The sequence below is a fragment of the Luteimonas sp. Soil_N_1 genome (assembly GCF_057656255.1).
In genome coordinates, this window is the sequence record NZ_JBDGKS010000001.1 from 1,694,922 (window position 1) to 1,720,464 (window position 25,543).

At 67.9% G+C, this 25,543-nt stretch carries 22 protein-coding genes, 1 pseudogene and 1 riboswitch; of the genes and pseudogenes, 8 read left to right on the plus strand and 15 right to left on the minus strand.

The window, feature by feature from the left end; all coding sequences use genetic code 11:
- Positions 1–87: 87 nt before the first annotated feature.
- Entirely contained in the window at positions 88–3,078 is a 2,991-nt protein-coding gene (locus AC3A4E_RS07895) for a bifunctional diguanylate cyclase/phosphodiesterase (RefSeq protein ID WP_487630952.1), read from the plus strand.
- An 83-nt stretch (positions 3,079–3,161) separates the two neighbouring features.
- Here the strand turns inward: AC3A4E_RS07895 and AC3A4E_RS07900 are convergent, their stop codons facing one another.
- Positions 3,162–5,249 carry a putative bifunctional diguanylate cyclase/phosphodiesterase gene (locus tag AC3A4E_RS07900; protein ID WP_487630953.1) on the minus strand — a complete coding sequence of 696 codons (2,088 nt, stop codon included), beginning with the start codon at positions 5,247–5,249 and terminating at the stop codon, positions 3,162–3,164.
- A gap of 163 nt (positions 5,250–5,412) precedes the next feature.
- Entirely contained in the window at positions 5,413–8,301 is a 2,889-nt protein-coding gene (gene gcvP / locus AC3A4E_RS07905) for an aminomethyl-transferring glycine dehydrogenase (protein ID WP_487630954.1), read from the minus strand.
- A gap of 85 nt (positions 8,302–8,386) precedes the next feature.
- A riboswitch (glycine riboswitch) is annotated at positions 8,387–8,494 on the minus strand.
- A 336-nt stretch (positions 8,495–8,830) separates the two neighbouring features.
- Here gcvP and AC3A4E_RS07910 point away from each other — a divergent pair.
- Positions 8,831–10,081, plus strand: coding sequence for a multidrug effflux MFS transporter (locus tag AC3A4E_RS07910; protein WP_487630955.1), 1,251 nt, complete (start codon positions 8,831–8,833; stop codon positions 10,079–10,081).
- A gap of 69 nt (positions 10,082–10,150) precedes the next feature.
- Here the strand turns inward: AC3A4E_RS07910 and AC3A4E_RS07915 are convergent, their stop codons facing one another.
- The 6 genes from AC3A4E_RS07915 to AC3A4E_RS07940 form a co-directional block, all read right to left on the minus strand.
- A complete protein-coding gene (locus tag AC3A4E_RS07915) occupies positions 10,151–12,163 on the minus strand; it encodes a M2 family metallopeptidase (protein WP_487630956.1) in 2,013 nt (670 codons plus the stop codon).
- 173 nt (positions 12,164–12,336) lie between these two features.
- Positions 12,337–12,861 (minus strand): hypothetical protein, encoded by a 525-nt coding sequence (locus AC3A4E_RS07920; RefSeq protein ID WP_487630957.1) that lies wholly within the window; start codon positions 12,859–12,861, stop codon positions 12,337–12,339.
- A 9-nt stretch (positions 12,862–12,870) separates the two neighbouring features.
- Positions 12,871–13,134 (minus strand): cell division topological specificity factor MinE, encoded by a 264-nt coding sequence (gene minE / locus AC3A4E_RS07925; RefSeq protein WP_055248846.1) that lies wholly within the window; start codon positions 13,132–13,134, stop codon positions 12,871–12,873.
- A gap of 2 nt (positions 13,135–13,136) precedes the next feature.
- Positions 13,137–13,946, minus strand: a complete 810-nt coding sequence (gene minD / locus AC3A4E_RS07930; RefSeq protein ID WP_487630958.1) for a septum site-determining protein MinD — start codon at positions 13,944–13,946, stop codon at positions 13,137–13,139.
- Between the two features lie 24 nt (positions 13,947–13,970).
- Positions 13,971–14,753 carry a septum site-determining protein MinC gene (minC, locus tag AC3A4E_RS07935; protein WP_487630959.1) on the minus strand — a complete coding sequence of 261 codons (783 nt, stop codon included), beginning with the start codon at positions 14,751–14,753 and terminating at the stop codon, positions 13,971–13,973.
- Entirely contained in the window at positions 14,753–15,346 is a 594-nt protein-coding gene (locus tag AC3A4E_RS07940) for a GNAT family N-acetyltransferase (RefSeq protein WP_487630960.1), read from the minus strand. Before AC3A4E_RS07940 ends, minC begins: the two co-directional genes overlap by 1 nt.
- Positions 15,347–15,513: 167 nt before the next feature.
- On the opposite strand from AC3A4E_RS07940, the gene AC3A4E_RS07945 reads away from it, so the two are divergent.
- The 4 genes and pseudogenes from AC3A4E_RS07945 (at position 15,514) to AC3A4E_RS07960 (ending at position 19,522) form a co-directional block, all read left to right on the plus strand.
- Entirely contained in the window at positions 15,514–16,728 is a 1,215-nt protein-coding gene (locus tag AC3A4E_RS07945) for a sensor histidine kinase (RefSeq protein ID WP_487630961.1), read from the plus strand.
- Between the two features lie 19 nt (positions 16,729–16,747).
- Positions 16,748–17,389, plus strand: coding sequence for a response regulator (locus tag AC3A4E_RS07950; protein WP_232137691.1), 642 nt, complete (start codon positions 16,748–16,750; stop codon positions 17,387–17,389).
- 366 nt (positions 17,390–17,755) lie between these two features.
- Positions 17,756–18,910, plus strand: a pseudogene (locus AC3A4E_RS07955) (polyketide cyclase); the annotation flags it as partial.
- 240 nt (positions 18,911–19,150) lie between these two features.
- A complete protein-coding gene (locus AC3A4E_RS07960) occupies positions 19,151–19,522 on the plus strand; it encodes a DUF423 domain-containing protein (RefSeq protein ID WP_487630962.1) in 372 nt (123 codons plus the stop codon).
- Between the two features lie 22 nt (positions 19,523–19,544).
- Here the strand turns inward: AC3A4E_RS07960 and AC3A4E_RS07965 are convergent, their stop codons facing one another.
- The 7 genes from AC3A4E_RS07965 to AC3A4E_RS07995 are packed head-to-tail and all read right to left on the minus strand — an operon-like array spanning position 19,545 to position 23,204.
- Positions 19,545–20,354, minus strand: a complete 810-nt coding sequence (locus AC3A4E_RS07965) for a M15 family metallopeptidase (protein ID WP_487630963.1) — start codon at positions 20,352–20,354, stop codon at positions 19,545–19,547.
- Positions 20,355–20,385: 31 nt separating this feature from the next.
- The gene (locus AC3A4E_RS07970) at positions 20,386–20,775 is read right to left on the minus strand and encodes a DUF3887 domain-containing protein (protein WP_487630964.1); all 390 of its coding nucleotides are present in this window, start codon (positions 20,773–20,775) and stop codon (positions 20,386–20,388) included.
- Between the two features lie 52 nt (positions 20,776–20,827).
- The gene (locus AC3A4E_RS07975) at positions 20,828–21,655 is read right to left on the minus strand and encodes a CPBP family glutamic-type intramembrane protease (RefSeq protein WP_487630965.1); all 828 of its coding nucleotides are present in this window, start codon (positions 21,653–21,655) and stop codon (positions 20,828–20,830) included.
- Positions 21,652–21,831 carry a DUF4177 domain-containing protein gene (locus tag AC3A4E_RS07980; protein WP_487630966.1) on the minus strand — a complete coding sequence of 60 codons (180 nt, stop codon included), beginning with the start codon at positions 21,829–21,831 and terminating at the stop codon, positions 21,652–21,654. Before AC3A4E_RS07980 ends, AC3A4E_RS07975 begins: the two co-directional genes overlap by 4 nt.
- Positions 21,824–22,015 carry a type II toxin-antitoxin system antitoxin gene (locus AC3A4E_RS07985; RefSeq protein ID WP_487630967.1) on the minus strand — a complete coding sequence of 64 codons (192 nt, stop codon included), beginning with the start codon at positions 22,013–22,015 and terminating at the stop codon, positions 21,824–21,826. Before AC3A4E_RS07985 ends, AC3A4E_RS07980 begins: the two co-directional genes overlap by 8 nt.
- A complete protein-coding gene (locus AC3A4E_RS07990) occupies positions 22,012–22,353 on the minus strand; it encodes a hypothetical protein (protein WP_487630968.1) in 342 nt (113 codons plus the stop codon). Before AC3A4E_RS07990 ends, AC3A4E_RS07985 begins: the two co-directional genes overlap by 4 nt.
- Positions 22,353–23,204: an SPFH domain-containing protein gene (locus AC3A4E_RS07995; RefSeq protein WP_487630969.1), complete on the minus strand. Its 852-nt coding sequence runs from the start codon at positions 23,202–23,204 to the stop codon at positions 22,353–22,355. The genes AC3A4E_RS07990 and AC3A4E_RS07995 overlap by 1 nt, the downstream gene beginning before the upstream one ends.
- 119 nt (positions 23,205–23,323) lie before the next feature.
- On the opposite strand from AC3A4E_RS07995, the gene AC3A4E_RS08000 reads away from it, so the two are divergent.
- Positions 23,324–23,944, plus strand: a complete 621-nt coding sequence (locus AC3A4E_RS08000) for a CDP-alcohol phosphatidyltransferase family protein (protein ID WP_487630970.1) — start codon at positions 23,324–23,326, stop codon at positions 23,942–23,944.
- A 55-nt stretch (positions 23,945–23,999) separates the two neighbouring features.
- A complete protein-coding gene (gene phaE / locus AC3A4E_RS08005) occupies positions 24,000–25,541 on the plus strand; it encodes a class III poly(R)-hydroxyalkanoic acid synthase subunit PhaE (RefSeq protein ID WP_487630971.1) in 1,542 nt (513 codons plus the stop codon).
- Positions 25,542–25,543: the final 2 nt, after the last annotated feature.

Below are 25,543 nucleotides of genomic sequence, written 5' to 3' on the forward strand. Positions count from 1 at the left end.
TACGGGTCTTTCAGAATTTTCTCAGGGACGCATTCAGTCCCTTTGGCGGCATGCTGGGGCCTGCAGACGGGAGCGTGAGCCACACTGTTGCGGAACGCAGACACGTCCGAGATGGAGACCGATGCCGACAACAGGCCGCAGCAACGACTGCGGTCCGTGCGGGCGATGCGCAATGCCGGCCTCACGCTCGGAATCGTGCTGACCGTGGGCCTGTGCGCACTGGTGCTGTTCGACCGCCAGGCGCGTCTGGATGCGGCATCGCGTCAGGCCCGGGCCCTGGCCACGGGCGTCGACCGCCTGTTGCATTACGAACTGCGCAACATCCAGCGCGCCATGCACGGCATCGTCGCCGAGCAGGCAGCGGATGCGGCGCTGCCTGCCTCCGAAGCGTCTGCGCGTCTCGATGCCTGGATCCGGGGCGTCGTGGGCCGTCACGACGAGCTCGAGGAGATCCTGCATTTCGACGCGGGCACGGCCATGCCCACCACCGATGCGCGGATCGTGGCCTGGGTGGCGACCCTCGCACCGTCCGATGCGCTGCTGACCGCAGGTCCTCCGTTGCCCGTGACCGGCGGCTGGGTGCTGCCGCTGGCGCTGCCGGCGCGCAACGGCGGCTGGCTGGTCGCGATGTTCCGCACCGCCGAGCTGCAGCGCATGGTCGATGCGCTGGACACCGGTCGCGAGGGCGGCGCGACGATCTACACGCAGAGCGGCATCGTCACGGCAAGCTTCGGGCGTCCCGCTGTGGACGTGGGCAGGCGGGTCGAGCTGCCGGTCGGCATCCGGGAGGAAGGCGCCCGTCTCGGCACACGTCTCGTCAACCCGCTCGACGGCATCGAGCGGGCGGTCGCCTTCAGCAACACGAGTGACTTCCCCTTCGTCGTCAGTGCCGGCATCGGGTTGCACGAGGCGCTTGCAGCCTGGCGGGTCTACGCGATGTGCGCGCTCGTGCTGGCACTGCTCTACTGGCTGGTGTTCGCGCTGGTGCTCAGGCGTGCGCGGCGCGACGAACACGCGCGCAACGCGCTCGCCGCAGAAGTCGCCGAGCAGGCGGACTGGCTGCAGCAGGCCCAGCTCGCTTCCGGCACCGGCGTGTGGCGCCTGTATCCCGCGCAGGGCCAGGTGCGCGCGAGCGACGAGATGGCCGCGCTCTACGGGCTGGCATCCAGGGGCGAGCAGATTCCGGTCGACGCCTTCTTCGAGCGCATCCACGAGGACGACCGCGCCCGCATCCGGGACGAACTGGCCGCCGCCCGGATCGACCGGCTGCCGTTCGTGCAGGAGTACCGGGTGCGACCGGGTGACGGCAGCGTGCGCTGGCTCAAGGTGCGTGGCGCGACTGTGTGCGACGGCGCCGCGCCGGTGATGACCGGGACCGTCATCGACGTCACCGAGCGCCGGGATGCGCAGCAGCGAGTGGAGCGCGCCGAGCTGCAGTTCCGGCACATCTTCGAGCGCAATCCGCTGCCGGCCTGGGTCTACGATCTCGAGGATCTGCGCTTCCTCGCCGTCAACGAAGCGGCGGTCGAGACCTACGGTTACAGCCGCGAGGACCTGCTGCACATGGCGGTCACCGATCTGCTCGCGCCCGGGGACCCGGGCGTCGGATCCGAAGTCCCTGCGCCCGGCAGCGCGCAGGACACGCAGGACCGCCCCTGGACGCTGATGGCCCGCGACGGGCGACACATCGAAGTCTGTGTGCACGCGCGCATGATCGAGCTCGACGGTCGGCCGGCGCGCCTCGTGCTGGCCGAGGACGTCAGTGCACGCGTGCGCTACGAACGTGACCTGGCCTGGCGCGCGGACCACGATCCCACCACCGGCATGCTGACGCTCGCGGCGCTCGCCGAACAGCTCGACGCGCACTGCGCTGCAGATCCGGGTGCCGGATTCGCCATCGCCTACGTCCAGCTCCGCGATCTCGAACTGATCGCGCCGACGCTCGGCCGCCGTGCCGGCGAGACCATCCTGTGCGAGGCGGCGACCCGCTTCAACGCCGTCGCCGGGCGGTACGGCGCCTGCGGCTACATGCCGTCGGAAACCTTCGTCGTTGCTGCATTCGATCCCCACGCGATGAGGGCGCTGGTCGACACGCTGCTCGAGGCGATCGGCATGCCGGTCGAGGCCGAAGGCGGCACGTTCCCGCTCGAGGCGTGGATCGGGCTGGCCACCGGTCCTTGCGGGGACGGTGGCGCCGAGAAGGTCATCGGGCACGCGGCCCTCGCGTCACTGCATGCGCGGCGCGAGAACCAGCAGGTCGTGCAGTACAGCGCGGCCATGGCCGAACAGGCATCGAGCCGTCTGGCGATGGTGCGGCAACTGCGGCGGGCGCATGAGCGTGGCGAGTTCGAGTTGCATTTCCAGCCGATCCACCGTCTCCACGACGGCAGCCTGGCCGCGATCGAAGCGCTGCTGCGCTGGCGTCAGCCCGACGGCAGCGACATCCCGCCTTCGCAGTTCATTCCCCTGTGCGAAGAATCCGGGCTGATCGTGCCGATCGGTGGCTGGGTGCTGGAGGAGTCGGCACGCACGCACGCGCGGCTGGCCGCTGCGGGTCTCGGCGACGTGGCGATCGCCGTGAATGTCTCGGCCGTGCAGTTCGAGGCCGACGTGAATCCGGACTCGATCCGCAAGCTGTTCGAGCGTCACGCGCTGCCACCGGGCGCGCTGCATCTGGAGCTGACCGAAAGCGTGCTGCTGCGGCGTCCCGACGATGCGCAATCCCTCATGCGCACGCTGCGCCACGAAGGCCTGTGCCTGTCGATCGACGACTTCGGCACCGGCTTTTCCAGCATGGCCTACCTGCGCGAACTGCCGCTCGACCATCTGAAGATCGATCGCGCGTTCGTGCGCGACGTCACCCACGACCGCCGCAGCGCCGCGATCTGCCGCGCGCTGATCGCCCTGGGCCACGGTCTGGGACTGGTGGTCATCGCCGAGGGCGTCGAAGACGCCGAACAGCTCGACTGGCTGCGCGCGCACGGTTGCGACCAGGCGCAGGGCTATCACCTCGGACGGCCGATGCCGTTCGACGTCCTGCTCGATGCCCTGGCGGAAACGACCAGCGACACCCGCTGAGTCCACGCAACGCACAGCGCCCCGCCCAGGGTGTGATGGCTGGCGTGTGACGCTGCCGTGCGGGTGCCGACGGCGGCCGTGGGCTAGAGCCGCGCACCGATCGCGGCGGCGTCCACGGGCCTGCCGAAGTGGAAGCCCTGCAGCGAGGTGCAGCCCAGTTCGGTCAGCAGCCGCTGTTGGGCTTCGGTCTCGACGCCTTCGGCGATCACCGACAGGTTCAGTGTCCGCCCGAGCGCGATGATGGCCGAGACGATCGCGGCGTCCTCGCTGCCGGCGACCAGATCCTTGACGAAGGCGCGGTCGATCTTGAGTTCACTGGCCGGCAGCCGCTTGAGATACAGCAGGCTGGAGTACCCCGTGCCGAAGTCGTCGATCGAGATCTGCACACCCAGGGCCGACAGCCGCTGCAGGATCGCCAGGCTGGCTTCGGGATCGTGCATCGCGGTCGATTCGGTGATCTCCAGCACCAGCGATGACGGCGGCATGCCGTGGCGTGCGAGTGCGCCCTTGATCTTGCCGAGCAGCCCCGGCGAGCGGAACTGGGTCGCCGAGAGGTTCACCGACACCGTCGGCACCTCACGGCCCTGCGCGCGCCATTCCATCAGCTGGCGACAGGCCTCGTTGATGACCCAGCGGCCGATCTCCAGGATCAGGCCGGTCTTCTCGGCCAGCGGAATGAAGGTGTCCGGCATGACCAGCCCGCGCTCGGGATGGTGCCAGCGCAGCAGCGCTTCCAGCCCGACCAGCGGGCCGTCCGGTGCACGGAGCTTGGGCTGGTAGTTGAGCGTGAACTGGTCGAGTGCGAGCGCGCGGCGCAGGTCCTGGATCAAGGCCAGCTCGGCATGCGCGCCGCGGTTCATCGACGGCTCGAAGAAGCAGTAGGCATTGCGGCCCTGGTCCTTGGCCGAGTACATCGCCGCGTCGGCATTGGCCATCAGTTCGCGCGCACTGGTGCCGTCGGCGCCGAAGATCGCGATGCCGATGCTGCCGGTCACGTTGAGCTCGCCTGCTTCGACCTGCACCGGCATCGCGACGGTCTGCAGCAGCTTGTCGGCCAGCGTCGCCGCATCGCTCGGGTCGCGGATGTCGGCGAGCACGACGAACTCGTCGCCGCCCAGACGCGCCAGTGTGTCTTCGGCGCGTATCTCGGCAGCCAAGTGGCGCGCGACCTGCAGCAGCAGGCGATCGCCGATCGGATGGCCGTAGGCATCGTTGACCGACTTGAAGCCGTCGAGATCGACGAACAGCAGGGCGAAACGGTTGCCGTTGCGCACTGCACGGCGGATCGCATGTTCGAGGCGATCCTCCAGCAGCAGCCGGTTCGGCAGCTTGGTCAGGTTGTCGTGCAGGGCGAGGTAGGTCAGCTCCTGGTTCGCCTTCTTGAGCGAATCGCTGAGCAGGGTGGTGCGTTCCTGCAGGCGGCGGTCGAGGACCGACGTCGTCAGTGCCATGCCGAGGATCGCGAACGTCGTCGCGCCGACCAGGCTCGCCAGCCATTGCGGCGAGATGCCGCCTGCGATCGCCGCGCCGCAGATGCTGCCTTCGGGAAAGCCCGCCGCGGCCATGCCGGTGTAGTGCATGCCGACCACGGCCACGCCCATCACGAGCGCCGCCAGGCTGCGTGCACGGACCACACCGGCACCCTCACGGCGCAGTGCGAATGCGATCCACAGCGCCGCACCGGCGGCGCTGACTGCGATCACGATCGACAGCGCGAACCAGCCCGGGTGATAGTCGATGCCCGGTTGCATCTGCATGGCTTCCATGCCGACGTAATGCATGGCGGCGATGCCTGCACCGAGGATCAGGGCCGCGATGCCGAGCTTGCGTGCGGGGAGATCGCGTCCCGACACCACGTGCAGCGCATAGGCCGAACTGCAGATCGCGATCAGCAACGAGTACAGCGTCACCGCGAGGTCGTAGCCCTGCGGGATCGGCAGCTGGAAGGCGAGCATGCCGAGGAAGTGCATCGACCAGATGCCGAATCCCATCGCCACCGCGCCGCCGATCAGCCAGCTGCGCGAGGTCAGGCCGTCGCTTGCGCTGATCCGGCCGGCCATGTCGAGTGCGACATAGGACGCGAACGCCGCGACGACGTAAGAGATGACAACGAGGAAGGGGTTGTAGGTGCCGACGAGCATGCGACTGGACCAGGCGGGGGGCTGCTCCATGGAAGCAACGCGCATGCCAACGTTCCGCAGCGGGAACGCACGCGGTAGCGCGGTGGAAACTGAACGGACTGCGCGCGGCGCAGGCGCGCGCACGCAGGCGCGTCAGCTTGTGACGCAACGCGCGGACCGACCGGCGTGACGCCGGTCGGTCCGATGCGATGGATCAGACGACGTCGGGCTCGCTGAAGGCTTCGGGTTCGTCTTCGGCCGAGCCGATCGGGATGCAGCTGCAGAACACGTTCTTGTCGCCGTGCACGTTGTCGACACGCGCGACCGGCGGCCAGTACTTCGTGTGGCGCAACGTCGCCAGCGGGAACGCGGCGAGTTCGCGCGGGTAGGCGTGGGTCCACTCGCTGGCGGTGACCTGCATCGCGGTGTGCGGTGCGTGCTTGAGCGGGTTGTCCTCGCGATCCAGACGGCCGTCCTCGATCGCGCGGATCTCGTCGCGGATCTGGATCATCGCGTCGATGAAGCGGTCGAGTTCGTGCAGCGATTCGCTTTCGGTCGGCTCCACCATCAGCGTGCCGGTGACCGGGAAGCTCAGCGTCGGCGCGTGGAAGCCGAAATCGATCAGGCGCTTGGCGACGTCCTCGGCGCTGATGCCGGTGACGTCCTTGATCGGACGCAGGTCGAGGATGCACTCGTGCGCGACCAGATCGTTACGGCCGGTGTAAAGCGTGGGGTAGTGCGGCGCCAGACGTTTGGCGATGTAGTTGGCATTGAGCAGCGCGACCTGGGTGGCGCGGCGCAGACCGTCGGCGCCCATCATCGCGATGTACATCCAGCTGATCGGCAGGATCGAGGCCGAACCATGCGTCGCCGCCGAGACCATGCCCACTTCACCGTCGCCGCCGAGCGCGCGCGGCAGATACGGCGCCAGATGCGACTTGACCGCGCACGGGCCGACGCCCGGGCCGCCGCCGCCGTGCGGAATGCAGAAGGTCTTGTGCAGGTTCAGATGGCTGACGTCCGAGCCCCACTTGCCGGGCTTGGCCACGCCGACGAGGGCGTTCATGTTGGCGCCGTCGGTATACACCTGGCCGCCGTGCTGGTGGACTATGTCGCAGATCGCGACCACGTCTTCCTCGAACACGCCGTGCGTGGACGGGTAGGTGATCATGATCGCGGCGAGACGATCCGAATACTTCTCGGCCTTGGCGCGGATGTCGTCGACGTCGACGTTGCCGTCCTTGTCGCAGCGGGTCACGACGACGGTCATGCCGACCATCTGCGCCGACGCGGGATTGGTGCCGTGCGCGGATTCTGGAATCAGACAGATGTCGCGATGGCCCTGGCCCTGCGCCTGCTGATAGGCGCGGATTGCGAGCAGGCCGGCGAACTCGCCCTGCGCGCCCGAGTTGGGCTGGAAGCTCACCGCGTCGTAGCCGGTGATCTCGACCAGCATCGCTTCCAAGCCGTCGATCAGCTCGGTGTAACCCGCGGTCTGGTCGGCCGGCGCCAGCGGGTGGATGTTGCCGAACTCGGGCCAGGTGACCGGAATCATCTCGGCGGTCGCGTTGAGCTTCATCGTGCACGAGCCCAGCGGGATCATCGTGCGGTCCATCGCCAGATCGCGATCGGCCAGCGTGCGCATGTAGCGCAGCAGTTCGTGTTCGCTGTGATGCGTGTTGAACACCGGGTGGGTCAGGAACTTCGTGTCGCGCGCGAGCGTCTTCGGCAGCGCGTCGGTGGTCGCGGTGTCGAGTGCTTCGATGTCGATCTCGGCGCCGAAGAGCTTCGCCAGCGCGACGACTTCGTCGCGGGTCGTGGTTTCGTCAAGGCTGATGCCGACCGACGACGCATCGATCGCGCGCAGGTTGAAACCGGCATCGCGCGCCTTGGCGTGCAGCGCATCGGCGTCGACGCCGGTCACGTGCAGCGTGTCGAAGAACGCATCGCCGACGGTGACGCCGGCCTTGCCGAGCGCGGCGGCCAGGATCGACGCGAAGCGGTGCGTGCGGCGGGCGATGCGGGTCAGGCCGTCGGGCCCGTGGTAGACGGCGTACATCGACGCCATCACCGCCAGCAGCACCTGCGCGGTACAGATGTTGGACGTCGCCTTCTCGCGGCGGATGTGCTGTTCGCGGGTCTGCAACGTCAGGCGGTAGGCCTGGTTGCCGGCGGCGTCGACCGATACGCCGATCAGGCGGCCGGGCATCGAACGCTTGTAGGCATCGCGGCAGGCCATGAAGCCGGCGTGCGGACCGCCGAAGCCGAACGGCACGCCGAAGCGCTGCGAGTTGCCGACCACGATGTCGGCGCCCCAGCGGCCCGGCGCCTGGATCAGGGTCAGCGCCAGCAGATCGGTCGCGACCGCGACGATGCCGCCGCGCGCGTGCACGGCGTCGGCGACTTCGGCGTGGTCACCGATGCGGCCGAAGGTGTTCGGGTACTGCAGCAGCACGCCGTAGGTGTCGGCATCCTTGGCATCGGCAGCGGGGCCGATCAGCAGTTCGATGCCGAGCCCGTCGGCGCGTGTGCGCAGCACGTCGAGCGTCTGCGGATGCAGGTCGTCGGCGACGAAGAACACGTTGGACTTCGACTTCGCCGAACGCTTGGCCAGCGTCATCGCTTCGGCGGCGGCGGTCGCCTCGTCGAGCAGCGAGGCGTTGGCGATATCCATGCCGGTCAGGTCGGTGACCATCGTCTGGAAGTTGATCAGCGCTTCCATGCGGCCCTGCGAGATCTCCGCCTGGTAGGGCGTGTACGCCGTGTACCAGGCCGGGTTCTCGAGGATGTTGCGCAGGATGACGTTCGGTGTGTGGGTGCCGTAGTAGCCCTGGCCGATGACGCTGCGCAGCACGGTGTTCTGCGTCGCGACGCCGCGGATCTTCGCCAGCGCTTCGACTTCGGTCATCGCATCGGGCAGGGCCAGCGGCGCGCGGGACGCGATCTTGCCGGGCACGATCGCATCGGTCATCGCGTCGAGCGAATCGTGGCCGACCACGCCGAGCATGTGGGCGATCTCGGCGTCGTTCGGGCCGATATGGCGTTCGACAAAGGCCGAGTGGTGTTCGAGGTCGCGCAGGGTCGGGGCGGTCATGGCGGGCATCCGGAAAAGGCGGGGCTCTGGAATGCCGGCGCACGCCTGCGTCGATCCGCTCGGGTCGATGCTGGCGCAAGACCGCCGGTCTTCCGCGTGCCCCTCTGTCCTTTTGCCTGAGAGTTTGGAAGCGATGCGCTTCGTGCCCCTTCGGCGCCGGATGCGCCCTTGACGGGCCTCCGGTCTCTCCAGAGTGTTGCCGCTGCAGCGGTACTGGGCCTGAGCGATTCCGGGCGGTTGCGCCTACGGCAGGGACGCTCACGAGGAGCGCCCGCTTCTCCCACTGCATACACGGCGCAGTATACCGGCCACTCCACTTACCCGCGCGTGCTGCGAAGGGCTGGCGGAACGCGCCGTTGCCGGGGCGTCGGCATCGACCGGCCTATGATGTCGCGCTTCTGAGCGGCGCCTGCGCCGCGCCCGGTCCGTGAATGCGGACGTCTGCCGGTGTCCCGATGTCCGAATCCTGTTGCCCTGCCGTCGCCTGCGCATCGGCGCCTCCCCATGCATTCGCTGCACGCGCGTGGCAGGTGTCCGCATGAGACAGCCGCGCATGCCGTCGATCCGCACGCTGGCCCTGCTGCTGGCGGGCCTGGCGATGTTCGGGCCGTTCTCGATCGACACGATCTTCCCGGCGTTCCCCGCGATGGGCAGCGATCTCGATGCCGACCCGGCAGCGATGCAGCAGACGATCGCGGTGTATCTGATCGCGTACGCGCTGATGAGCATCGTCCACGGGCCGCTGTCGGACGCGATCGGCCGGCGCGCGGTGATCCTCGGCGGGCTGGCGATCTTCGTGGTGGCTTCGGTGGGCTGCGCGCTGTCGACCGATCTGACCACGCTGCTGTCGTTCCGCGCGCTGCAGGGCCTGTCTGCCGGCGTGGGCCTGATCGTCGGTCGCGCGGTGATCCGTGACGTGCTGCAGGGCGATGACGCCCAGCGCCTGATGAGCCAGGTCATGATGATCTTCAGCATCGCGCCGGCGATCGCGCCGATCATCGGCGGCTGGCTGCTGGGCTGGGGCCGCTGGCCGCTGATCTTCTGGTTCCTGGTCGCGTTCTCGCTGGTGCTGCTGGTCGTGGTCTGGTTGTGGCTGCCGGAAACCCATCCGCGCGAACACCGGATCTCGCTCGCGCCGCGGCGGTTGCTGCGCGATTACGTGTCGATCGTCGCGAACAGTCGCTTCCAGCGCATCGCCGCGGCGGGTGCGTTCAATTTCTCGGCGCTGTTCCTGTACATCGCCTCGACGCCGGTGTTCGTCGTCGACGTGCTGGGCCTCAACGAGCGCCAGTTCGGCTGGTTCTTCGTGCCGATGATCAGCGGCATGATGATCGGCTCCTGGGTCTCCGGGCGCGCGGCAGGGCGGATCACCGGCACGCGGCTGGCCAACATCGGCTTCGCCTGCAGCGGCGTCGCGGTGGCGTTGAACGTCGCCTACAACCTGCTGGTCGATCAGCCCGCGATTCCGTGGGCAGTGATGCCGGCGATGCTCAATTCCTTCGGCATCGCGCTGACGTTCCCGATCCTGACCCTCGCGATCCTCGACATGTATCCGCGCCAGCGCGGTTCGGCATCGTCGTTGCAGGCGTTCACCGGTCTGGTGCTCAACGCGGCGGTCGCCGGTCTGCTGTCGCCCCTGGTCAGCCACCAGCCGCTGATGCTGGCGGTGACGTCGGCTGCCTTCATGCTGGTCGGCTGGATGTTCTGGCGCTGGGAACTCTCGCGCGGCACGCGACCGCCGGGGTGTCCGCGCGATCCCGCATCGCTGGAACCGACCGACCAGATGTGAGTCCGGTGGTCCGCTGAAACGAAGAAGGGCCGGCGAATGCCGGCCCTTCTTTGACTTCCACGCGGCGTATCAGCCCTGCGTCGGCGCCGGTGCGGCCGGCTGCGCGGCCGGTGCAGGTGCGGGCGACTGCGCGACGGCCGGCGTGGTCCAGCCGCAGGTCTTGCCTTCGTTCTGCTGGGTGAGCCACGTCTGCAGCGGTGCGAAGTATTCGAGCACGGGCGCGGCGTCCATCTGCTCGCCGCCGGTCAGTTCCTTCAGCGTCTGCTGCCACGGCTGGCTGTTGCCCTTCTCCAGCATCGCCCAGAACTTCTCGCCGGCGGCCTTGTTGCCGTAGAAGCTGCACTCGTTCAACGGACCGGTGTGGCCGGACGCATCGCACAGCGCCTTGTAGAACTGGAACTGCAGCACGTGCGACAGGAAGTAGCGCGTATAGGGCGTGTTGCCGGGCACGTGGTACTTGGCGCCTGCGTCGAAGAATTCCTCGCCGCGTGCGGTGGCCGGGGCGACGCCCTGGTACTGCGCCTTCAACGACCACCACGCGCTGTTGTAGTTCTCCGGCGTGATCGAGCCGTCGAACACGCCCCAGCGCCAGCGGTCGATCATCAGGCCGAACGGCAGGAACGACACCTTCGCCAGCGCCATGCGCATCTGCGAATTGACCAGCGATTCCTGCGACTGCTGCTGCTCGCCGACCAGGCCGATCGACTGCAGGTACTGCGGCGTCATCGACAGCACGATGGTGTCGCCGATCGCCTCGTGGAAGCCATCATGCGCACCGTTCTGGAACAGCGGCGGACGCCCGTTGTAGGCGAGGTAGTAATAGACGTGGCCGAGCTCGTGGTAGATCGTCGTGAAGTCTTCCTCGTTCGGCTTGGTGCACATCTTGGTGCGCACATCTCCGGCCATGTTCATGTCCCAGGCACTGGCATGGCAGACCACGTCGCGATCACGCGGCTTGATGAACTGGGTATTGGTCCAGAAGCTTTCGGGCAGCGCGGGCATGCCGAGCGAGGTGTAGAAATCCTGCGCGCGTTCATTCATGCGCTTGGCGTTGTCGAGCTGCGCGGCATGCGCGATGTCGGCGCGACGATCCGAATCGATCAGCGCGTTCTCCTTGACCATCCGCTCGTTGAGCTGCGCCTGATAGTTCTTCTCCAGCGCACCGGTGATGTCGAGGTCGCCGGCGTTAGGGTAGGGCTGCAGCACGTCCCACAGATTGCCCCAGTCCTGCTGCCACATGTTGCCCATCAGATGCGCCGGCAGCAGACCGCCGTCGACGGTGCCGCGGCCGGGATAGCGTGCCTCGAGGCGCGTGCGCGTGTAGCAGTGCAGCTGCTCGTACAGCGGCTTGACCTGGTTCCACAGGCGATCGGTCTCGGCGGCGAGTTCGGCCGGCGGCATGTCGTAGCCCGAGCGCCAGGCTTCGCCCGCATCGGCGAAGCCGAGATCGCGAGAGCCTTCGTTGACGAGTTCGACGAAACGCGTGTAGTCGGCGCGCATAGGCTGGGCGATCGTGTGCCAGCCCTGCCAGGCGTCGAGCTGCGCGTCGTAGTCGCGGCTGCTGCGCAGCACGTCTTCGAGCTGGCCCAGCTGGCGGCAGCTGCGCGCTTCGCCTTCGCCGGTGCAGTACTGGCCGGCGCCATAGGTGCCTTCCATCTTCGATGCGAGCTTGGTCAGTTCGGCGAGGTGTTCGGGATTGCGCGGCGGCGGCATCGACGCGCCGAGCTTGAGCAGGTTGATCGCGCGCGCGGTCTCGGGCGACATCTGCTGGCCTTCGAACTTGCGTGCCTGTTCGATCCAGCTGTTGAGTTGGCCGAGATAGCGTTCGTTGTATTTGGCGGCCAGCAACTGGCTGTCGGCGTTGATGTAGGTCGCCGACAGCCACTGCGAAGCGGTCAGCTCCGGCATCAACGTGCGCACTTCTTCGTTGACGCGGGCGATGAACTGGTCGGCGGTTTCGCCGGCCGGCGCCGCGGCAGTGCCTGCCGGCGTCGCGGTATCGGGGGATTCGGACCGGTTGCAGCCGGCGAGCGTCAGGCTCGCGGCCACGGCGAGGGCGAGCAGGGCGTGGCGTTGTTTCACGGACAGCTTCCGGTCAGCAAGGGAAGAGGGAGGCTAGTGCGCTGCCATCGGCGCTGCAAGTGTCGTTGTGCCCGGCGCGAATGCCGTATCGCCGTGTTCCAGACGTGCGTGACACGCGTCTGCGGGCTGCGACCGCGTGCGGACGGGCGCGTGCCTGTCGCGCCCCGGAGCACTCAGGAAACGGCCGTGTCCGGATGGTCCGCGACAGGCAGCAGATCGCGGGCGATCAGCCAGTCGCGCGCGTCTTCGGCATCGTGCTCGAACCAGGCGCGCGTCGACCCCAGGCGGAAGGTGTAACCCCAGGTGTCCATGTCCGCCATCAGGCGGTCGCGGCCGACGCCCGGCAACGCGTCGGCGAGCACGATCTGCAGATAGCAGGTCGCGTCTTCTTCTTCGACCGAATCGGTCGCATCGGTGTGCACCGCGGCGCGGCGTTCGGCCGGCAGCACGATCAGATGGCCGGCTTCGTGCAGCAGCGAATGCACCGGCGTATCGCCGCGTGCATGCACGTCGACGCCGATGATCCCGGCCTCCGGCGCGCCCCAGTAGCTGCCCGGAATCGGCGCGCCGTCCGGCACGCGATGCAGGGTCAACCCGTAGCGGGCGAGCAGGGCGGCGGGCGCATCGAAACCGGTGTCGGACAGGCACAGCACGTCCGTGCCCGCACCGGTTGCATCGGCGCTGCGATCCGCGTCCACCGGCAGGCCTCAGGCGGTGGCCTGACGCTCTTCGGGCAGCGCGACCGAGATGTCGAGCACGTCGTGGTCGCCATCCTTGACCAGATCCACCTTCACCGCTTCGACGTCGATGCTGACGTACTTGCGGATCACCTCGAGCAGCTCGCGCTGCAGCAGGGGCAGGTAGTCGGGTGCGCCGCGATTGGTCCGCTCCTGCGCCACGATGATGCGCAGTCGATCCTTGGCGATCGAGGCGGTGTTCTTCTTCGGCTTGAGGAAATCGAACATGCCCATGATCAGCCTCCGAACAGCTTGCTGAAGAAGCCCTTCTTCTCGTTTGTGGTGAAGCGCATCGGGCGCTCCTGGCCGAGCAGGCGTGCGACTGCATCGTCGTAGGCCTGGCCGGCGTTCGATTCGGCCGACAGGATCACCGGCTCGCCCTTGTTGGACGCGTTGAGCACGTCGCCCGACTCGGGAATCACGCCGATCGTCTTCAGGCCCAGCACTTCCTCGACGTCGGTGATCGACAGCATCTCGCCGGTCTCCACGCGCGCCGGGCTGTAGCGGGTCAGTAGCAGGTGTTCCTGCACGCGCTCGCCGTTCTCGGCGCGGCGGGTCTTGGACTGCAGCAGGCCGATGACGCGGTCGGAGTCGCGCACCGACGAGACTTCCGGGTTGACCACGACAACGGCGCGATCGGCGAAATACATCGCCAGGAACGCGCCCTTTTCGATGCCGGCCGGGGAATCACAGACGATGTATTCGAAACCGTCGTCGGCGAGTTCCTTGAGCACACGCTCCACGCCGTCGGTGGTCAGCGCATCCTTGTCGCGGGTCTGCGAGGCGGCCAGCACGTAGAGGTTGTCGAACCGCTTGTCCTTGATCAGCGCCTGCTTGAGCGACGCTTCGCCCTGCACCACGTTGACCAGGTCGTACACCACGCGGCGTTCGCAGCCCATGATCAGGTCGAGATTGCGCAGACCCACGTCGAAGTCCACGACCGCCGTGCGCTTGCCCTGACGGGCGAGGCCGATGGCGATGCTCGCGCTGCTGGTGGTCTTGCCGACGCCGCCCTTGCCCGAGGTGACTACGATGATTTCAGCCAAAACACATCTCCTGGTGTGTCGCCGTCACTCGAGTGCGGCGATCTTCAATTCGTCATGCTCCAGCCAGACCTGGACGGCCTTGCCATGGAGTTCGCGGGGAATATCGTCCAGCACTTTGTAGTGGCCCGCTACTGCGACCAGTTCGGCGTGGAAACTGCGGCAGAAGATACGCGCAGTCGCGCTGCCCTGTGCGCCTGCCAGTGCACGGCCGCGCAAGGGGCCGTAAATATGGATGGAACCGTCGGCGATGACTTCGGCGCCGGCGCCGACCGACGACAGCACGGTCAGGTCGCGGTTCTGGGCGTAGAGCTGCTGGCCCGAGCGCACCGCAGCGGCCTGGACCAGGCCGGGTTCCACGGCGGCGGGTGCCGGCGCAGCCTTCACAGGCACGGGCGCTACGGCCTCCGGTGCCGACGCCGCGCGCGGCGCAGGTGCGGGGGCGGCTTCGGTGCTTTCGTACTGGGCGCGGAACTTCGACAGCACAGGCAGATCCAGCGCTTCGGCCAGCGCGGCGTTGGCCGGGCTGCCCCAGGCCAGTGCCACGGGCAGCGCGCCGGCATCGCGCAGGGCGTCGATCAGGGCCTGCGCCGTGGTCTTGTCGGGCAGATCTGCCAGTCCACCGAAATCCAGGATCACCGCGGCCCGGTCGAACAGCTTGGGCGCGCGCGTCACGCGGCTGCGCATTTCCTCGGCCAGGCGTGCGACGTCGAGCGTGCGTACGCGCAGGTTGGCGATGCCGACCTGGCCGATCTTCAACTCGCCGGCCGGTTCGAAATCGGTAGCGGCGGGGGCAGGGGCGGACGCCATCAGGCCTGGGTCTCCTCGGTATTGCGGCCCGGCGCGCGGGGGCGGCCCAGCCAGGGTTCGTCGGGCAGCGTGCCGCCGTAGGTCTCGCGGACCCAGGCAAAGCTGCAGAGGTCCTTGACCAGCATGGACGCGCGGATGTCGGTCGACGGCATCACGTGCTGGCCGACCTCGCGGAAGCCGAAGCTGCCGTGGAACAGGCGCACCGGGTCGTTGTCGTGTTCGAGGAACACTTCGCAGGTCAGCAGCGGATGGCGGACTTCGGCATAGCTCTGCACGTCGGCATAGAACGCGCGGCCCACACCACCGCCGCGGCGGCGGCTGGCCACCACGATCCGGTCGATATAGAAGAAGTCGGCGTAATGGGACTCGAACCAGCGGAAGTTGCTGCTGTCGTGGCCGCTGCCTGCGCCGAACCCGATCAGGAACCCCACCATGACGTCATCGCGTTCGGCGACCCGGAAGTATTCCGCGTGGTCGTACAGGTGACGGAGGCGGACCGCGTCCAGCGGCAGGATCGAGGGACCGGCGGCGTTGTTGAGTTCGAGGATGGAATCCAGCTCGTGCTCGTGCACGTCGCGGACGACGATCGACATTCCAGACTCCAGAGGACTACCCGTGGCGCGCGGCATGCACCGTTTCCGACGCACCTGCCGCAGCACTTCGCAGGGAGGCGATTATTGCATGCCGATGCCGTCCAAGGGACCTCCGGCATGACTTCAGGCCCGTCCGGGACGTCCCTTGATGTGCCTAACATGCAGGCATGCTCCGTGATCTGAACTCCAATCGACTGCTGCGCGTCGCCGGCCTGTTCACCTGGGGCGTGATCGGCGTGCCGCTGCTGATGCTGTCGCTGGTGCCTGTCGACCAGTTGACCGGTGGCGGCGTGCGGATGGCACTCGACAGCTGGCCCAGTTGGCTTGCATGGACGGTCTTCGGCCTGAGCTACGCATGGCTGACCCGGAGACTGGGGGCGCGCCGCGTCAGCCTCTTCGATCAGATGCTGGTGCTGCTGCTGGCCGGCAGCGCGATCGCGATCAGCTATTACAGCCAGAGCGGTCTGGGCAGCATCCTGCTGATGGTGGTGGCCTGCGTGCTGCCATGGCTGCTGCCGCTGTGGCTGGGCGTGGCACTGCTGGTGGCCTGCGAGTTCGTCATCGTGCCGGTCTACGTGCGCGGTTTCGATTTCACCTGGGCCGAGGCGGTGCTGCAGGCCGCGCTGTATGTCGGCTTCACCGGTTTTGCCTTCGTCACCGGTCTGGTTGCGCGCCAGCAGGCGCAGGCGCGCGAGGAGCAGCGGCGGCTCAATACCGAGTTGCGTGCGACCCGGGCGCTGCTGGCCGAAAGCGTGCGCGTCAACGAGCGCGTCCGCATCTCGCGCGAGCTGCATGATCTGCTCGGCCATCACCTCACTGCGCTGAGCCTGAACCTGGAGATCGCCAGCCATCTGGCCAGCGGTCAGGCCCAGGAGCACGTGGGGCAGGCGCAGACGCTGGCCAAGCTGCTGCTCAGCGACGTGCGCGAGGCGGTGAGCCAGTTGCGCGATGACGATGCGATCGACATGCGCGCGACCCTGCTGCCGCTGGCCGAGCACGTGCCCAGCCTGCAGGTCGACATGCAGCTGCCGGTGCAGTTCGTCGTCGACGATCCCGAGCGCGCGCACGTGCTGCTGCGCTGTACGCAGGAAATCATCACCAATGCCGTGCGCCATTCCGGCGCCAGCCTGCTGCGCCTGCGCTACAGCCAGGACCGCGACATGATCCGTGTCGACGCACGCGACGATGGTCGCGGCGCGGAGGCGGCGCGCATCGGCAACGGCCTGACCGGCATGCGCGAGCGTCTGGCGGCCTACGGCGGCACCTTGCATGTGGAGACCGCGCCCGATCGCGGTTTCGTGTTGAAGCTGGAACTGCCGCTGGCGGATGCGACCGGGCTGCGCGATGCTGCGCGCCGGGGCGAAGCGCAGTCGCCGGCATGAATCCGCAATGGGAGGCACCATGATCCGAGTCTGCCTGGTCGACGACCAGACCCTGGTGCGCCAGGGCATCCGCTCGCTGCTCGCGCTCGACGGCGGCATCGAAGTCATTGCCGAGGCCTCCGACGGCCGCCAGGCGGTCGAGACCATTCCCGAGTGCAAGCCCGATGTGGTGCTGATGGACATGCGCATGCCGGCGATGTCCGGGTTGGAGGCGATCCAGGCGCTGTCGCGCGCGGGCACGCTGCCGCCGACGATCATCCTGACCACCTTCGACGACGACCAGCTGGTGCTCGCAGGTCTCAAGGCCGGCGCGAAGGGCTACCTGCTCAAGGATGTGTCGCTGGACCAACTGGTCGGCGCGATCCGCACCGTCGCCGGTGGCGGTTCGCTGGTGCAGCCGGCGGTGACCCAGCGCCTGCTGACTGGCCTGGAGCAGATGCGCAACGAGTTCGTCAGTCTCGACAAGCCGGATCCGCTGACCGATCGCGAGACCGAGATCCTGCGGCTGATGGCCGGCGGTTTTTCCAACAAGGAGATCGCCAACTCGCTGGGCGTTGCCGAAGGCACGATCAAGAACCATGTGTCGAACATCCTTTCGAAGCTGGGTGTCCGGGATCGCACCCGTGCGGTGCTCAAGGCCTTCGAACTGCAGCTTGTCTGAGTGCAGGTGACCCGGCCGGTGCAACGCACCGGCCGCGGAATTCGCGCGATCTGTCCGGCGCCGTCGTTCCGGATCGCTCCCGGCGCGTGTGATCGCATCGGACGGCAGCGGCCTCGCTGGAAGCGCACGTCTGCAGACTCGCAGGCAGCCCTGGACGCCGGTTCTGTTTCGCGTGCTTCACCCGTTTCCGACACCGGTTTCCTGAAGGTGCCGCGGCTGGCGTCACGGCCGACGTGCATGCGCCTGTCCGATGCGCGGGACAGCGCATCGCATCGATGCTCGATTGGACTCGCCCGGCCACACGCAACTTGATACGATTGCCGGTCTGTGCCGCCTCAGGCCGGATTTGGTCCTGGAGAACTCTGAATGACCCGTCTGCTCGAACTGCTGATCTCTTGCGTCATCGTCGCCGTGCTGTTCCTGGTGGTGGCCGTTCTGCTTCCCTCCAGTCGCACGCTGACCGAATCGGTGGAGACCAACCGTCGCCAGACGATCGTGTTCGACACGGTCAACGCCGTCCGCCGGTTCAAGGACTGGTCGCCGGTCACTGCGTACGACCCGAATGCCCAGCTGACGACCTCCGGTCCCGACGCAGGTGTCGGCGCCAAGATCGCCTACGACTCCAGCATCAAGCGCGTCGGCGCGGGCAGCTGGGAGATCACCGAATCCGAGCCGGGCACGCGCGTGGTGTACGCCGTCACCGACCCGACCCGCGGTGACAACAAGAAGATGACCTTCGCGCTGAAGCCGACCGGTCGCAACAACCGCAACATCGAGATCACCCAGACCTACAACGTCGATTACGGGTGGGATCTGCTCGGCCGCTTCGCCGGTCTGTACGTCAGCCGCAACGTCGGTGACGGCATCAAGCTGGGCCTGGGACGTCTGTCCAACCTGCTGGCTGCCGTGCCGAACGTCGACTACCGCGCCGAAGGCACCACGCTGACCGATCTCGCCGAGGCGGATCGTCCGGCAGAGAACCTGCTGGTCGTCAGTGCCGGCGCCGTCGAGCGCAACAACCAGATCATCCAGGACTCGATGAAGGCCAACCTGGAGTGGATCAACCGCACCATGGCCGCCAACGAGCTGGAAGCTGCCGGTCCGCTGCGCATCATCACCACCGAACTGGGTCGCGAGAACTACACGTTCGACGTCGCCATGCCGGTCCGCAAGCGGGGCACCGGCCCGGCCGCGCCCGCCGCACCGGCGGCAACCGCCGACGGCGAGGGTGAAGAGACTGCCGCTGCGGCGCCGGTTGCTGCGTCCACCACCGATGCCGTGGAGCTGACCGGTCTGGAACTGCTCGGCCCGGTGAAGGCCGTGTTCCTGCCGCGCGCACGCGTTGCCAAGGCCAGCTACACGGGCTTCATGGCCGAGCTGGACAACGTCCGCAATGCCGTTCGCGCCTGGGCGCTGACGCAGGGTCTCGAAGTGACCGACCGTCCGTACGAGAGCTACCGCAACGGCGTCGATGCGGCGTTCACCGAGAACGGCGAGTTCGAAGTGTTCTGGACGCTGCGTGATCCGAACGCGGCACCTGCCGCAGCGGCACCGGCGGCAGCGCCGGCGCCGGCCGAAGCCCCGGCGCCCGCCGAGGCGGCCGAGGCACCTGCGGCGGCTCCGGCCGAGTAAGCAGGCGCACCCGCGCTGGTTGTGCATCGCACGCCGCATCCTCCGGGATGCGGCGTGTGTCGTTTCAGGGTCGCCGTTCTTTCAGCGCGCGGTCCGCATCGCGCCGCAAGCGCGGCATCGGAGCAGGCAATGGGCATCGGATCCGGACGCAATGCACGGCACATCGGTGGGCTGGTCGCGGCTGGCGCGCTGCTGGCCGGCGTGTCGGTCGGCCTGTCGGCCTACGCTGCACACGCGGCCGATGGCGATGCGCGTGCCGCATTGCAGACCGCGGCGGTGTTCGCCTTCGGCCATGGCATCGCGCTCGTGCTGCTGGGTCGCGCCGTGCGGGGCTCGCTCGAACTGGCCTCTCTTGTCGCGTTGCTGATCGGCACGCTGCTGTTCGCCGGCGCGCTGGTGTCGCGCCACCTGTTCGACGGGCCGGCGTTCTTCGCGCCCTGGGGCGGCATGCTGACGATGCTCGGCTGGCTGCTGCAGGCCGTGGCCGCATTGCGGCGCTGATCGCGGCCAGGCAGCCGGGCAGTCAGTCGGCTGCGGGCCGGTACCGCCAATGCCACGGTTCGTAGACGATGCCGTGCGGGTTGTCGCGCGGATAGCTCATCGTGAAGCCGTGATCGGCAGCGTGGCGCGTCAGCCACTCGAACGCTGCCGTCTTCTCGAAAGATGCCTCGGCAGCCGGCTCACCCGGCGCGCTGATATCCAGCGCGCTGCCGGCGTGGTGTTCGCTGTAACCGGGCGCCGCATTGACGGCGAGGATCGCGTCGAGCGTCAGGCCGCGCGCGCGTTTGCGATCGAAGATGCCCAGCTGGTAGTCGTGGCTGCGATAGCCGGACACTGCATCGAGCGCGACATCGTCGCGTGCGGCTGCGGCCTGCAGCGCCTGCCAGGCGCGGGCGGTCCCCGCCTCCAGCCACAAGGGCCGGCGATAGCGGTCGAAACCGGCCAACGCCAGCCACGCGGGCTCGGCGACAAGGTCCAGGCCGGTGCGTGCGGCGTATTCGTCGGCGTCGAGACCCAGTGCTTCGAGCCGGGCCTCGACCTGCGACACGGGCAGGTCGGCGGCCGGCGCATGCGGGGCGTGCAACGCGCCCGCATCGATCAGGTCCAGCGCATCATCGATGCCGGTCTCGCGCTGCCAGCGCGGCAGCAGGCCGATGACGCCGTCGGGCAACACCGCGGCGAGATACGCGCCATCGCGCTTGCGTCGCAGCACCTGTGTCGAACGCGACAGCACCCGTGCATCGCGATTGCTGCGCGCACGCAGCAGTCGCGCGGGCCAGAGTTCGACGTCCGGCGTGTTGAACAGGCAGCGGGATAGCGGATTGGCGTGCATGCCTGCAGCTTAGCCGCGCCCGCCTGCCACGTCAGGGGCGCGCGGCGGCCTGTGCGAAATGCAGGCCGGCAACACGACCCTCGGCGTCGATCGCGACGGTCGCATCGAGACTGGCCTGCGCGCGATGGATGCGGGTGACCACGACCGTCATGCCCTGCTGCTGCGTGACCTGCGGTGCATCGCGTGAGGTGACCGGACCAGCGGCCTCGATCTGCGTCTGCACCTGCCGCAGCGCGTCGGCATCGAGCGCAGCGGTCATCTGCGGATCGAACGTGGCGGTGACCGCTGTGTAATCGCCGGCATCCATCTGTTCGAGCACGCGCGTGGCCGTGGCTTCGGCATCGCCGGTGGCGGTCTGGGCGATCGCGCTGCCCGTCGTGGCGCAGAGCAGGGCGGCAAGCAGCAGGGAACGGATACGCATGATGGAGTCCTTTCGTTGGCGGTTGAAAATGGAATGTGACTGACGTGCCCGTCTAGAGCACGCCCTGCGGCAGCAGCAGCGGCACCAGTGCATGCAGCACGAGATCGGCAGCGAAATGCGACAGCACCGCCATCTCGAAGCCGCGCTTCCAGTACAGCCAGCCGAACACGACGCCGCCGATGCCATTGAGCAGGAGGGTGCGCACGACGACGCCCGCATCGAGGCCCCAGACCATCGATGCGGTCGGCAGATGGCCGAGTCCGAACAGCAGCGCGGCGATCAGGATCGCGGCCCATGCGACACGCGGCGATAGCGTGCCGTCGAAGCCGGCACGCCTGCGCAGCAACCAGGTCGCGGCCCATGCGATCAGCGTCATCAGGAACAGGCGCAGCTGCAATTCTTCGACGATGCCGCCGTAGAACGACGCCATCAGACCGTACAACGCACTGCGTGCGCCGGTGATGTCAGTCATCTGGACGTCGGTGTCCGGCAACAGCAGCGGATCGAACACGCGCGACAGCACGAGGATCGCGATCGCCGCGGCGGCACCGAGACCGATCGCCTGCAGGGGTTTGCGATCGCGGATCCGCGCATCGCCATGGCGGCTGACCCAGTACTGCAGCAGCGGTGCGCCGAGCCCGACGCGGTGTCCCATGCGCAGACCGCTCCAGGCGAGCAGCGCACAGAGGATGAACATCGACATCGCCTGGATCGCGACCAGCGCCGGCAGCGCGATCGCGCCGCCGCCGGTCATGCGCCCGGGATCGATCTGCAGCAGATACGGGATCACCGCAAGCGTGGCGACCGCGCCGGCAGCCGCGAGCAGCACCGCGATGCGCAGGTCCTGCCTGGGACGCGGTGTGGTCAGGGGCGCGTTCAATTGCGGCGCTTGAGGAACAGCAGAGTGGGGCCGACCGGTGGGGCGTGCACTGCGTTGACCAGTTCCCAGCCCTGCAGGCCCAACGACTGCAGGCGTTCTTCGATGGCCGCCGGCTTGATGCCGCCCAGCAGACTCACCTTGATTTCCTCGACCTTGTACTGCCAGCGCTCACTCATGATCTGTGTCCTTCGAAACTTCGGATTCGGATGCCGGCGCGATGCGGCCTGCGCGTCGCAGCGCATCGCGCAGCAGGAATTCGATCTGCGCATTCGCACTGCGCAGATCGTCGTCGGCCCAGCGCTGCACGGCCGCGAGGATCGCGGCATTGATGCGCAGCGGATAGGCCTTCTTGTCGCTCACCCGCGACCGCCTCGCGCGCGGCGCTTGGCGCTGGCCACGGTGAAGATGCACGCGGCCGCGAGGCCGTTGACTGCGAGAAACATCACCACGATCAACGCGAGCAGGCGCCGTTCCTGATCACCCCACAGCGCAAGACCGAGCGCGGTGGCCAGCATGGCCAGACCGATCATGCGCAGCAGGCGGGCGAGCGTGTTGTCGAGCACGGCCTTGTCGCGCACGGTCATGCCGCTGCTGCCACCCGACAGCGGCAGACGGCCCTGCACGAGCCAGCGCGCCGATACGAAGGCCGGCACCGCCATCAACGCGAACACCAGTGCGGCGAGATGGTGCGAGGCCATCAGTACAGCGAGCCCGTATTGACGATCGGCTGGGTGCCGCGATCACCGCACAGCACGACCAGCAGGTTGCTGACCATGGCCGCCTTGCGTTCCTCGTCCAGTGTGACGACGCCGCTCTTCTGCAGTTCCGACAGCGCCATTTCGACCATGCCGACGGCACCGGCGACGATGCGCGTACGTGCGGCAATGACTGCGTTCGCCTGCTGGCGCTGCAGCATCGCGTGGGCGATTTCCGGCGCGTAGGCGAGATGGCTGATGCGCGCGTCGAGGACATCGACGCCGGCTGCGGTCAGGCGCTCGTCGAGGTGTTCCTTCAGGCGATCGGAGATCTCGGTGGGATGGCTGCGCAGCGAGATCTGGTCGTCCTCGTGCTGGTCGTAGGGATAGCTGGTCGCCATCGCGCGCAGTGCCGCTTCGGACTGGATGTGCACGAAGCTTTCGTAGTCGTCGACGTTGAACACGGCTTCCGCCGAATCGACGACGCGCCAGACGATGACCGCGGCGATCTCGATCGGACTGCCTTCGAGTTCGTTGACCTTGAGCCGGCCGCTCTCGAAGTTGCGCACACGAAGGGACACTTTCTTCTTGGTGAAGAACGGGTTGTTCCAGCGCAGGCCGGCGTCCTTGACGGTGCCGACGTACTTGCCGAACAGGCTCAGCACAGCCGCCTGGTTCGGCTCGATCATGTAGTGGCCGATCAGGGTGAACGCGGTCGCCAGTGCGATGAGGATCGCGACGACCGGCAGCACGCCGCCGATGGTCAGGAACGCCCAGGCGCACAGCGCGAGCACGAGCAACTGGGCCAGCAGGACCGGAATGCCGGGCAGGGATCGGATCGGGTTCTCTTGCATCGCGGCATCCTCGGATGGGTTTTCAATGTGATATCTAATTGATATCGTCATGTCAACACTCACGCGGTCGCATGCGCCGTCCCGGCACCATCGCCCGACGCCGTTCTCCTGGAGCCCCGATGTCCCGACCCCGCCACTTTTCGATGCTCCGCGACTTCCAGCTGGCCGACTGGTTCACGCTGGGCAATGCCTTCTGTGGCACCGGCGCGGTCTTCGCGGCGATGCGGTATCTGCAGGACGGCAGCGTGCGTGATCTGCTGCTCGGCATGGCGCTGATCCCGCTGGCTTTCATCTTCGATGCGCTCGATGGCCGCATCGCGCGCTGGCGCAAGGTCGCCTCGACCCTGGGACGGGAGCTCGATTCGTTGGCCGACGTCATCTCCTTCGGCGTGGCGCCGGCCGCGCTGGCCTACGCCTGCGGCATGCAGGGCGGGTGGGACGTGCTCGTGCTCGCCGGCTTCGTCTGCTGCGGGGTCAGCCGCCTCGCGCGCTACAACGTGACCGCCGAGACCCTGTCCCAAGGCAGCGACAAGGTGAAGTTCTTCGAAGGCACGCCGATTCCGTCGAGCCTGCTGCTGGTGGTCCTGCTCGCGGTCGCCGCCTGGCAGGGCAGCATCGGCGAAGCGCTGTGGCTGGGCGAAGTGCGCCTCGGACCGTGGCTGCTGCATCCGCTGGTGCTGGTCTTCGCCGCGTCCGGCGCGATGATGGTCAGCAAGACGCTGCGCATTCCCAAGTTCTGACCCGTTGGCGCCGTGCGGCGTTGCTATGATCGAACGCGGTTCGCAGGAGTCGACGATGTTCAACATGGGACAGGGACCGGACGCGCAGGTCGCGGATCTGGAGCGCCTCGCGCGCCGCTACTGGGACGCGTGGCGTGACGCCTTGCAGCGCACGATGCCGGGCAACGACTGGAATCAGATGGGTGCCGCTGCAGCGGGCGCAGGTGCGCCGCCGTGGGGTGATCCGTCGCAATGGTTCAAGGGCGCCCCACAGCCGTCCGATGCCGGCACCGATGCATTGCGGCATCTGCAGTCGATGGCGGGGCCCTGGCTCGAACAGATGCAGCGCGTCGCCGCGGGATTCGTCGGCCGTGAGGCATCGCCCGAAACGATCACCGCCGCCTGGCGCGAGGCGATGGGCGGCAACCCTGTCGGGAAGATGTTCGGCAGCCTGCAGGGGCCGGGCATCGAAGGCTGGGAGACCTGGCTGCAGCGGCTCAAGCCCTTTCTCGACGCCGCCGGCGCGAGCCAGGCAATGGGCGGCGGTGGTCGCGACGCGTTTTCGTTGCCGACCTTCGGTCTGACCCGCGAACACCAGGAGCGCTGGCAGCACCTCGGCCGCGCGTTCGCCGAGTACCAGCGCAGCCAGCAGGACTACCAGACGTTGCTGATGCAAGCCTCGACGGCCGCGTTCGGGATCTTCGAACGCAAGCTCGCCGCGCGTGATCCGGCGACGCCGATCGAAACGCCACGCGCGCTGTTCGACCTGTGGATCGACGCCGCCGAAGAAGCCTATGCAGACGTTGCGCTGTCGCCGGCGTTCCGCAAGGCCTATGCCGACATGGTCGGTGGCCAGATGCGTCTGCGTCAGGCCGTGCAGCGCGAGGTCGAACAGGCCTGCCGTGTGCTCGACCTGCCGACGCGCACCGAACTCGATGGCGCGCATCGCAAGATCGCCGATCTCGAGCGTGCGCTGCGCCGCGTGCGGGATCGCCTCGATGCCGTGGATGGTGCGGGCGCGCATGCAACCGCCTCGTCGACTGCGCCGCCGCGTCGCCCTGTGGGGCCAACGCGTGTCGTGACGCCGGCGCCCGATCCGGTGGCGTCCAGGCCGCGTGCTGCGGCAGAGGACCCAGCGCCGGCACAACCGGTTGCGAAGCGGGCAACCGCGAAACGGGCGCCTGCGAAGAAGTCGGCGGCGAAGAAAGTTGCGGTCAAGAAGACTGCAGCCAAAAAAGTCGTCGCGAGGAAGGCCGCGACCAAACGCGCCGTCACCAAAGCACCTGCCAAGAAAGTCGCACCGGCTAAGAAGGCACTCGCGAAGAAAACACCTGCGAAGACGGCCGTCTCGAAGCCCGCGCCGGCTGCGAAGTCGCGTTCGGCAGCCAGCACCCGCGGTCGCATTCCTGCCGCGGCCACGAAAACGTCCGCGCGCAGCACGCGATCCGCCCGTCGCGCGACGCCGGCACCTGCGACACCGGCCCGCGCGTCGCGCAAGACAGCACGGTCGCCGACACGCGTCGCCAGCCTGCCCAACCTCGGTTTCATCTCGCCGATTCCGATCGCACCCGAGCCGCTGCAGGGCAAGGGCGGCAAGCCGCGTAAAGGGAAGCGCTGACC

What these genes read in the sequence shown, in the direction of transcription:
- AC3A4E_RS07965 (WP_487630963.1), bottom strand. Translation starts at nt 20,354, where the DNA reads ATGCACGCCAATCCGCTATCCCGCTGCCTGTTCAACACGCCGGACGTC.
- AC3A4E_RS08000 (WP_487630970.1), top strand. Translation starts at nt 23,324, where the DNA reads ATGTCCCGACCCCGCCACTTTTCGATGCTCCGCGACTTCCAGCTGGCC.
- AC3A4E_RS07900 (WP_487630953.1), bottom strand. Translation starts at nt 5,249, where the DNA reads ATGGAGCAGCCCCCCGCCTGGTCCAGTCGCATGCTCGTCGGCACCTAC.
- phaE (WP_487630971.1), top strand. Translation starts at nt 24,000, where the DNA reads ATGTTCAACATGGGACAGGGACCGGACGCGCAGGTCGCGGATCTGGAG.
- AC3A4E_RS07910 (WP_487630955.1), top strand. Translation starts at nt 8,831, where the DNA reads ATGAGACAGCCGCGCATGCCGTCGATCCGCACGCTGGCCCTGCTGCTG.
- minC (WP_487630959.1), bottom strand. Translation starts at nt 14,753, where the DNA reads ATGGCGTCCGCCCCTGCCCCCGCCGCTACCGATTTCGAACCGGCCGGC.
- minE (WP_055248846.1), bottom strand. Translation starts at nt 13,134, where the DNA reads ATGGGCATGTTCGATTTCCTCAAGCCGAAGAAGAACACCGCCTCGATC.
- AC3A4E_RS07970 (WP_487630964.1), bottom strand. Translation starts at nt 20,775, where the DNA reads ATGCGTATCCGTTCCCTGCTGCTTGCCGCCCTGCTCTGCGCCACGACG.
- gcvP (WP_487630954.1), bottom strand. Translation starts at nt 8,301, where the DNA reads ATGCCCGCCATGACCGCCCCGACCCTGCGCGACCTCGAACACCACTCG.
- AC3A4E_RS07980 (WP_487630966.1), bottom strand. Translation starts at nt 21,831, where the DNA reads ATGAGTGAGCGCTGGCAGTACAAGGTCGAGGAAATCAAGGTGAGTCTG.
- AC3A4E_RS07995 (WP_487630969.1), bottom strand. Translation starts at nt 23,204, where the DNA reads ATGCAAGAGAACCCGATCCGATCCCTGCCCGGCATTCCGGTCCTGCTG.
- AC3A4E_RS07945 (WP_487630961.1), top strand. Translation starts at nt 15,514, where the DNA reads ATGCTCCGTGATCTGAACTCCAATCGACTGCTGCGCGTCGCCGGCCTG.
- AC3A4E_RS07990 (WP_487630968.1), bottom strand. Translation starts at nt 22,353, where the DNA reads ATGGCCTCGCACCATCTCGCCGCACTGGTGTTCGCGTTGATGGCGGTG.
- AC3A4E_RS07950 (WP_232137691.1), top strand. Translation starts at nt 16,748, where the DNA reads ATGATCCGAGTCTGCCTGGTCGACGACCAGACCCTGGTGCGCCAGGGC.
- AC3A4E_RS07960 (WP_487630962.1), top strand. Translation starts at nt 19,151, where the DNA reads ATGGGCATCGGATCCGGACGCAATGCACGGCACATCGGTGGGCTGGTC.
- AC3A4E_RS07940 (WP_487630960.1), bottom strand. Translation starts at nt 15,346, where the DNA reads ATGTCGATCGTCGTCCGCGACGTGCACGAGCACGAGCTGGATTCCATC.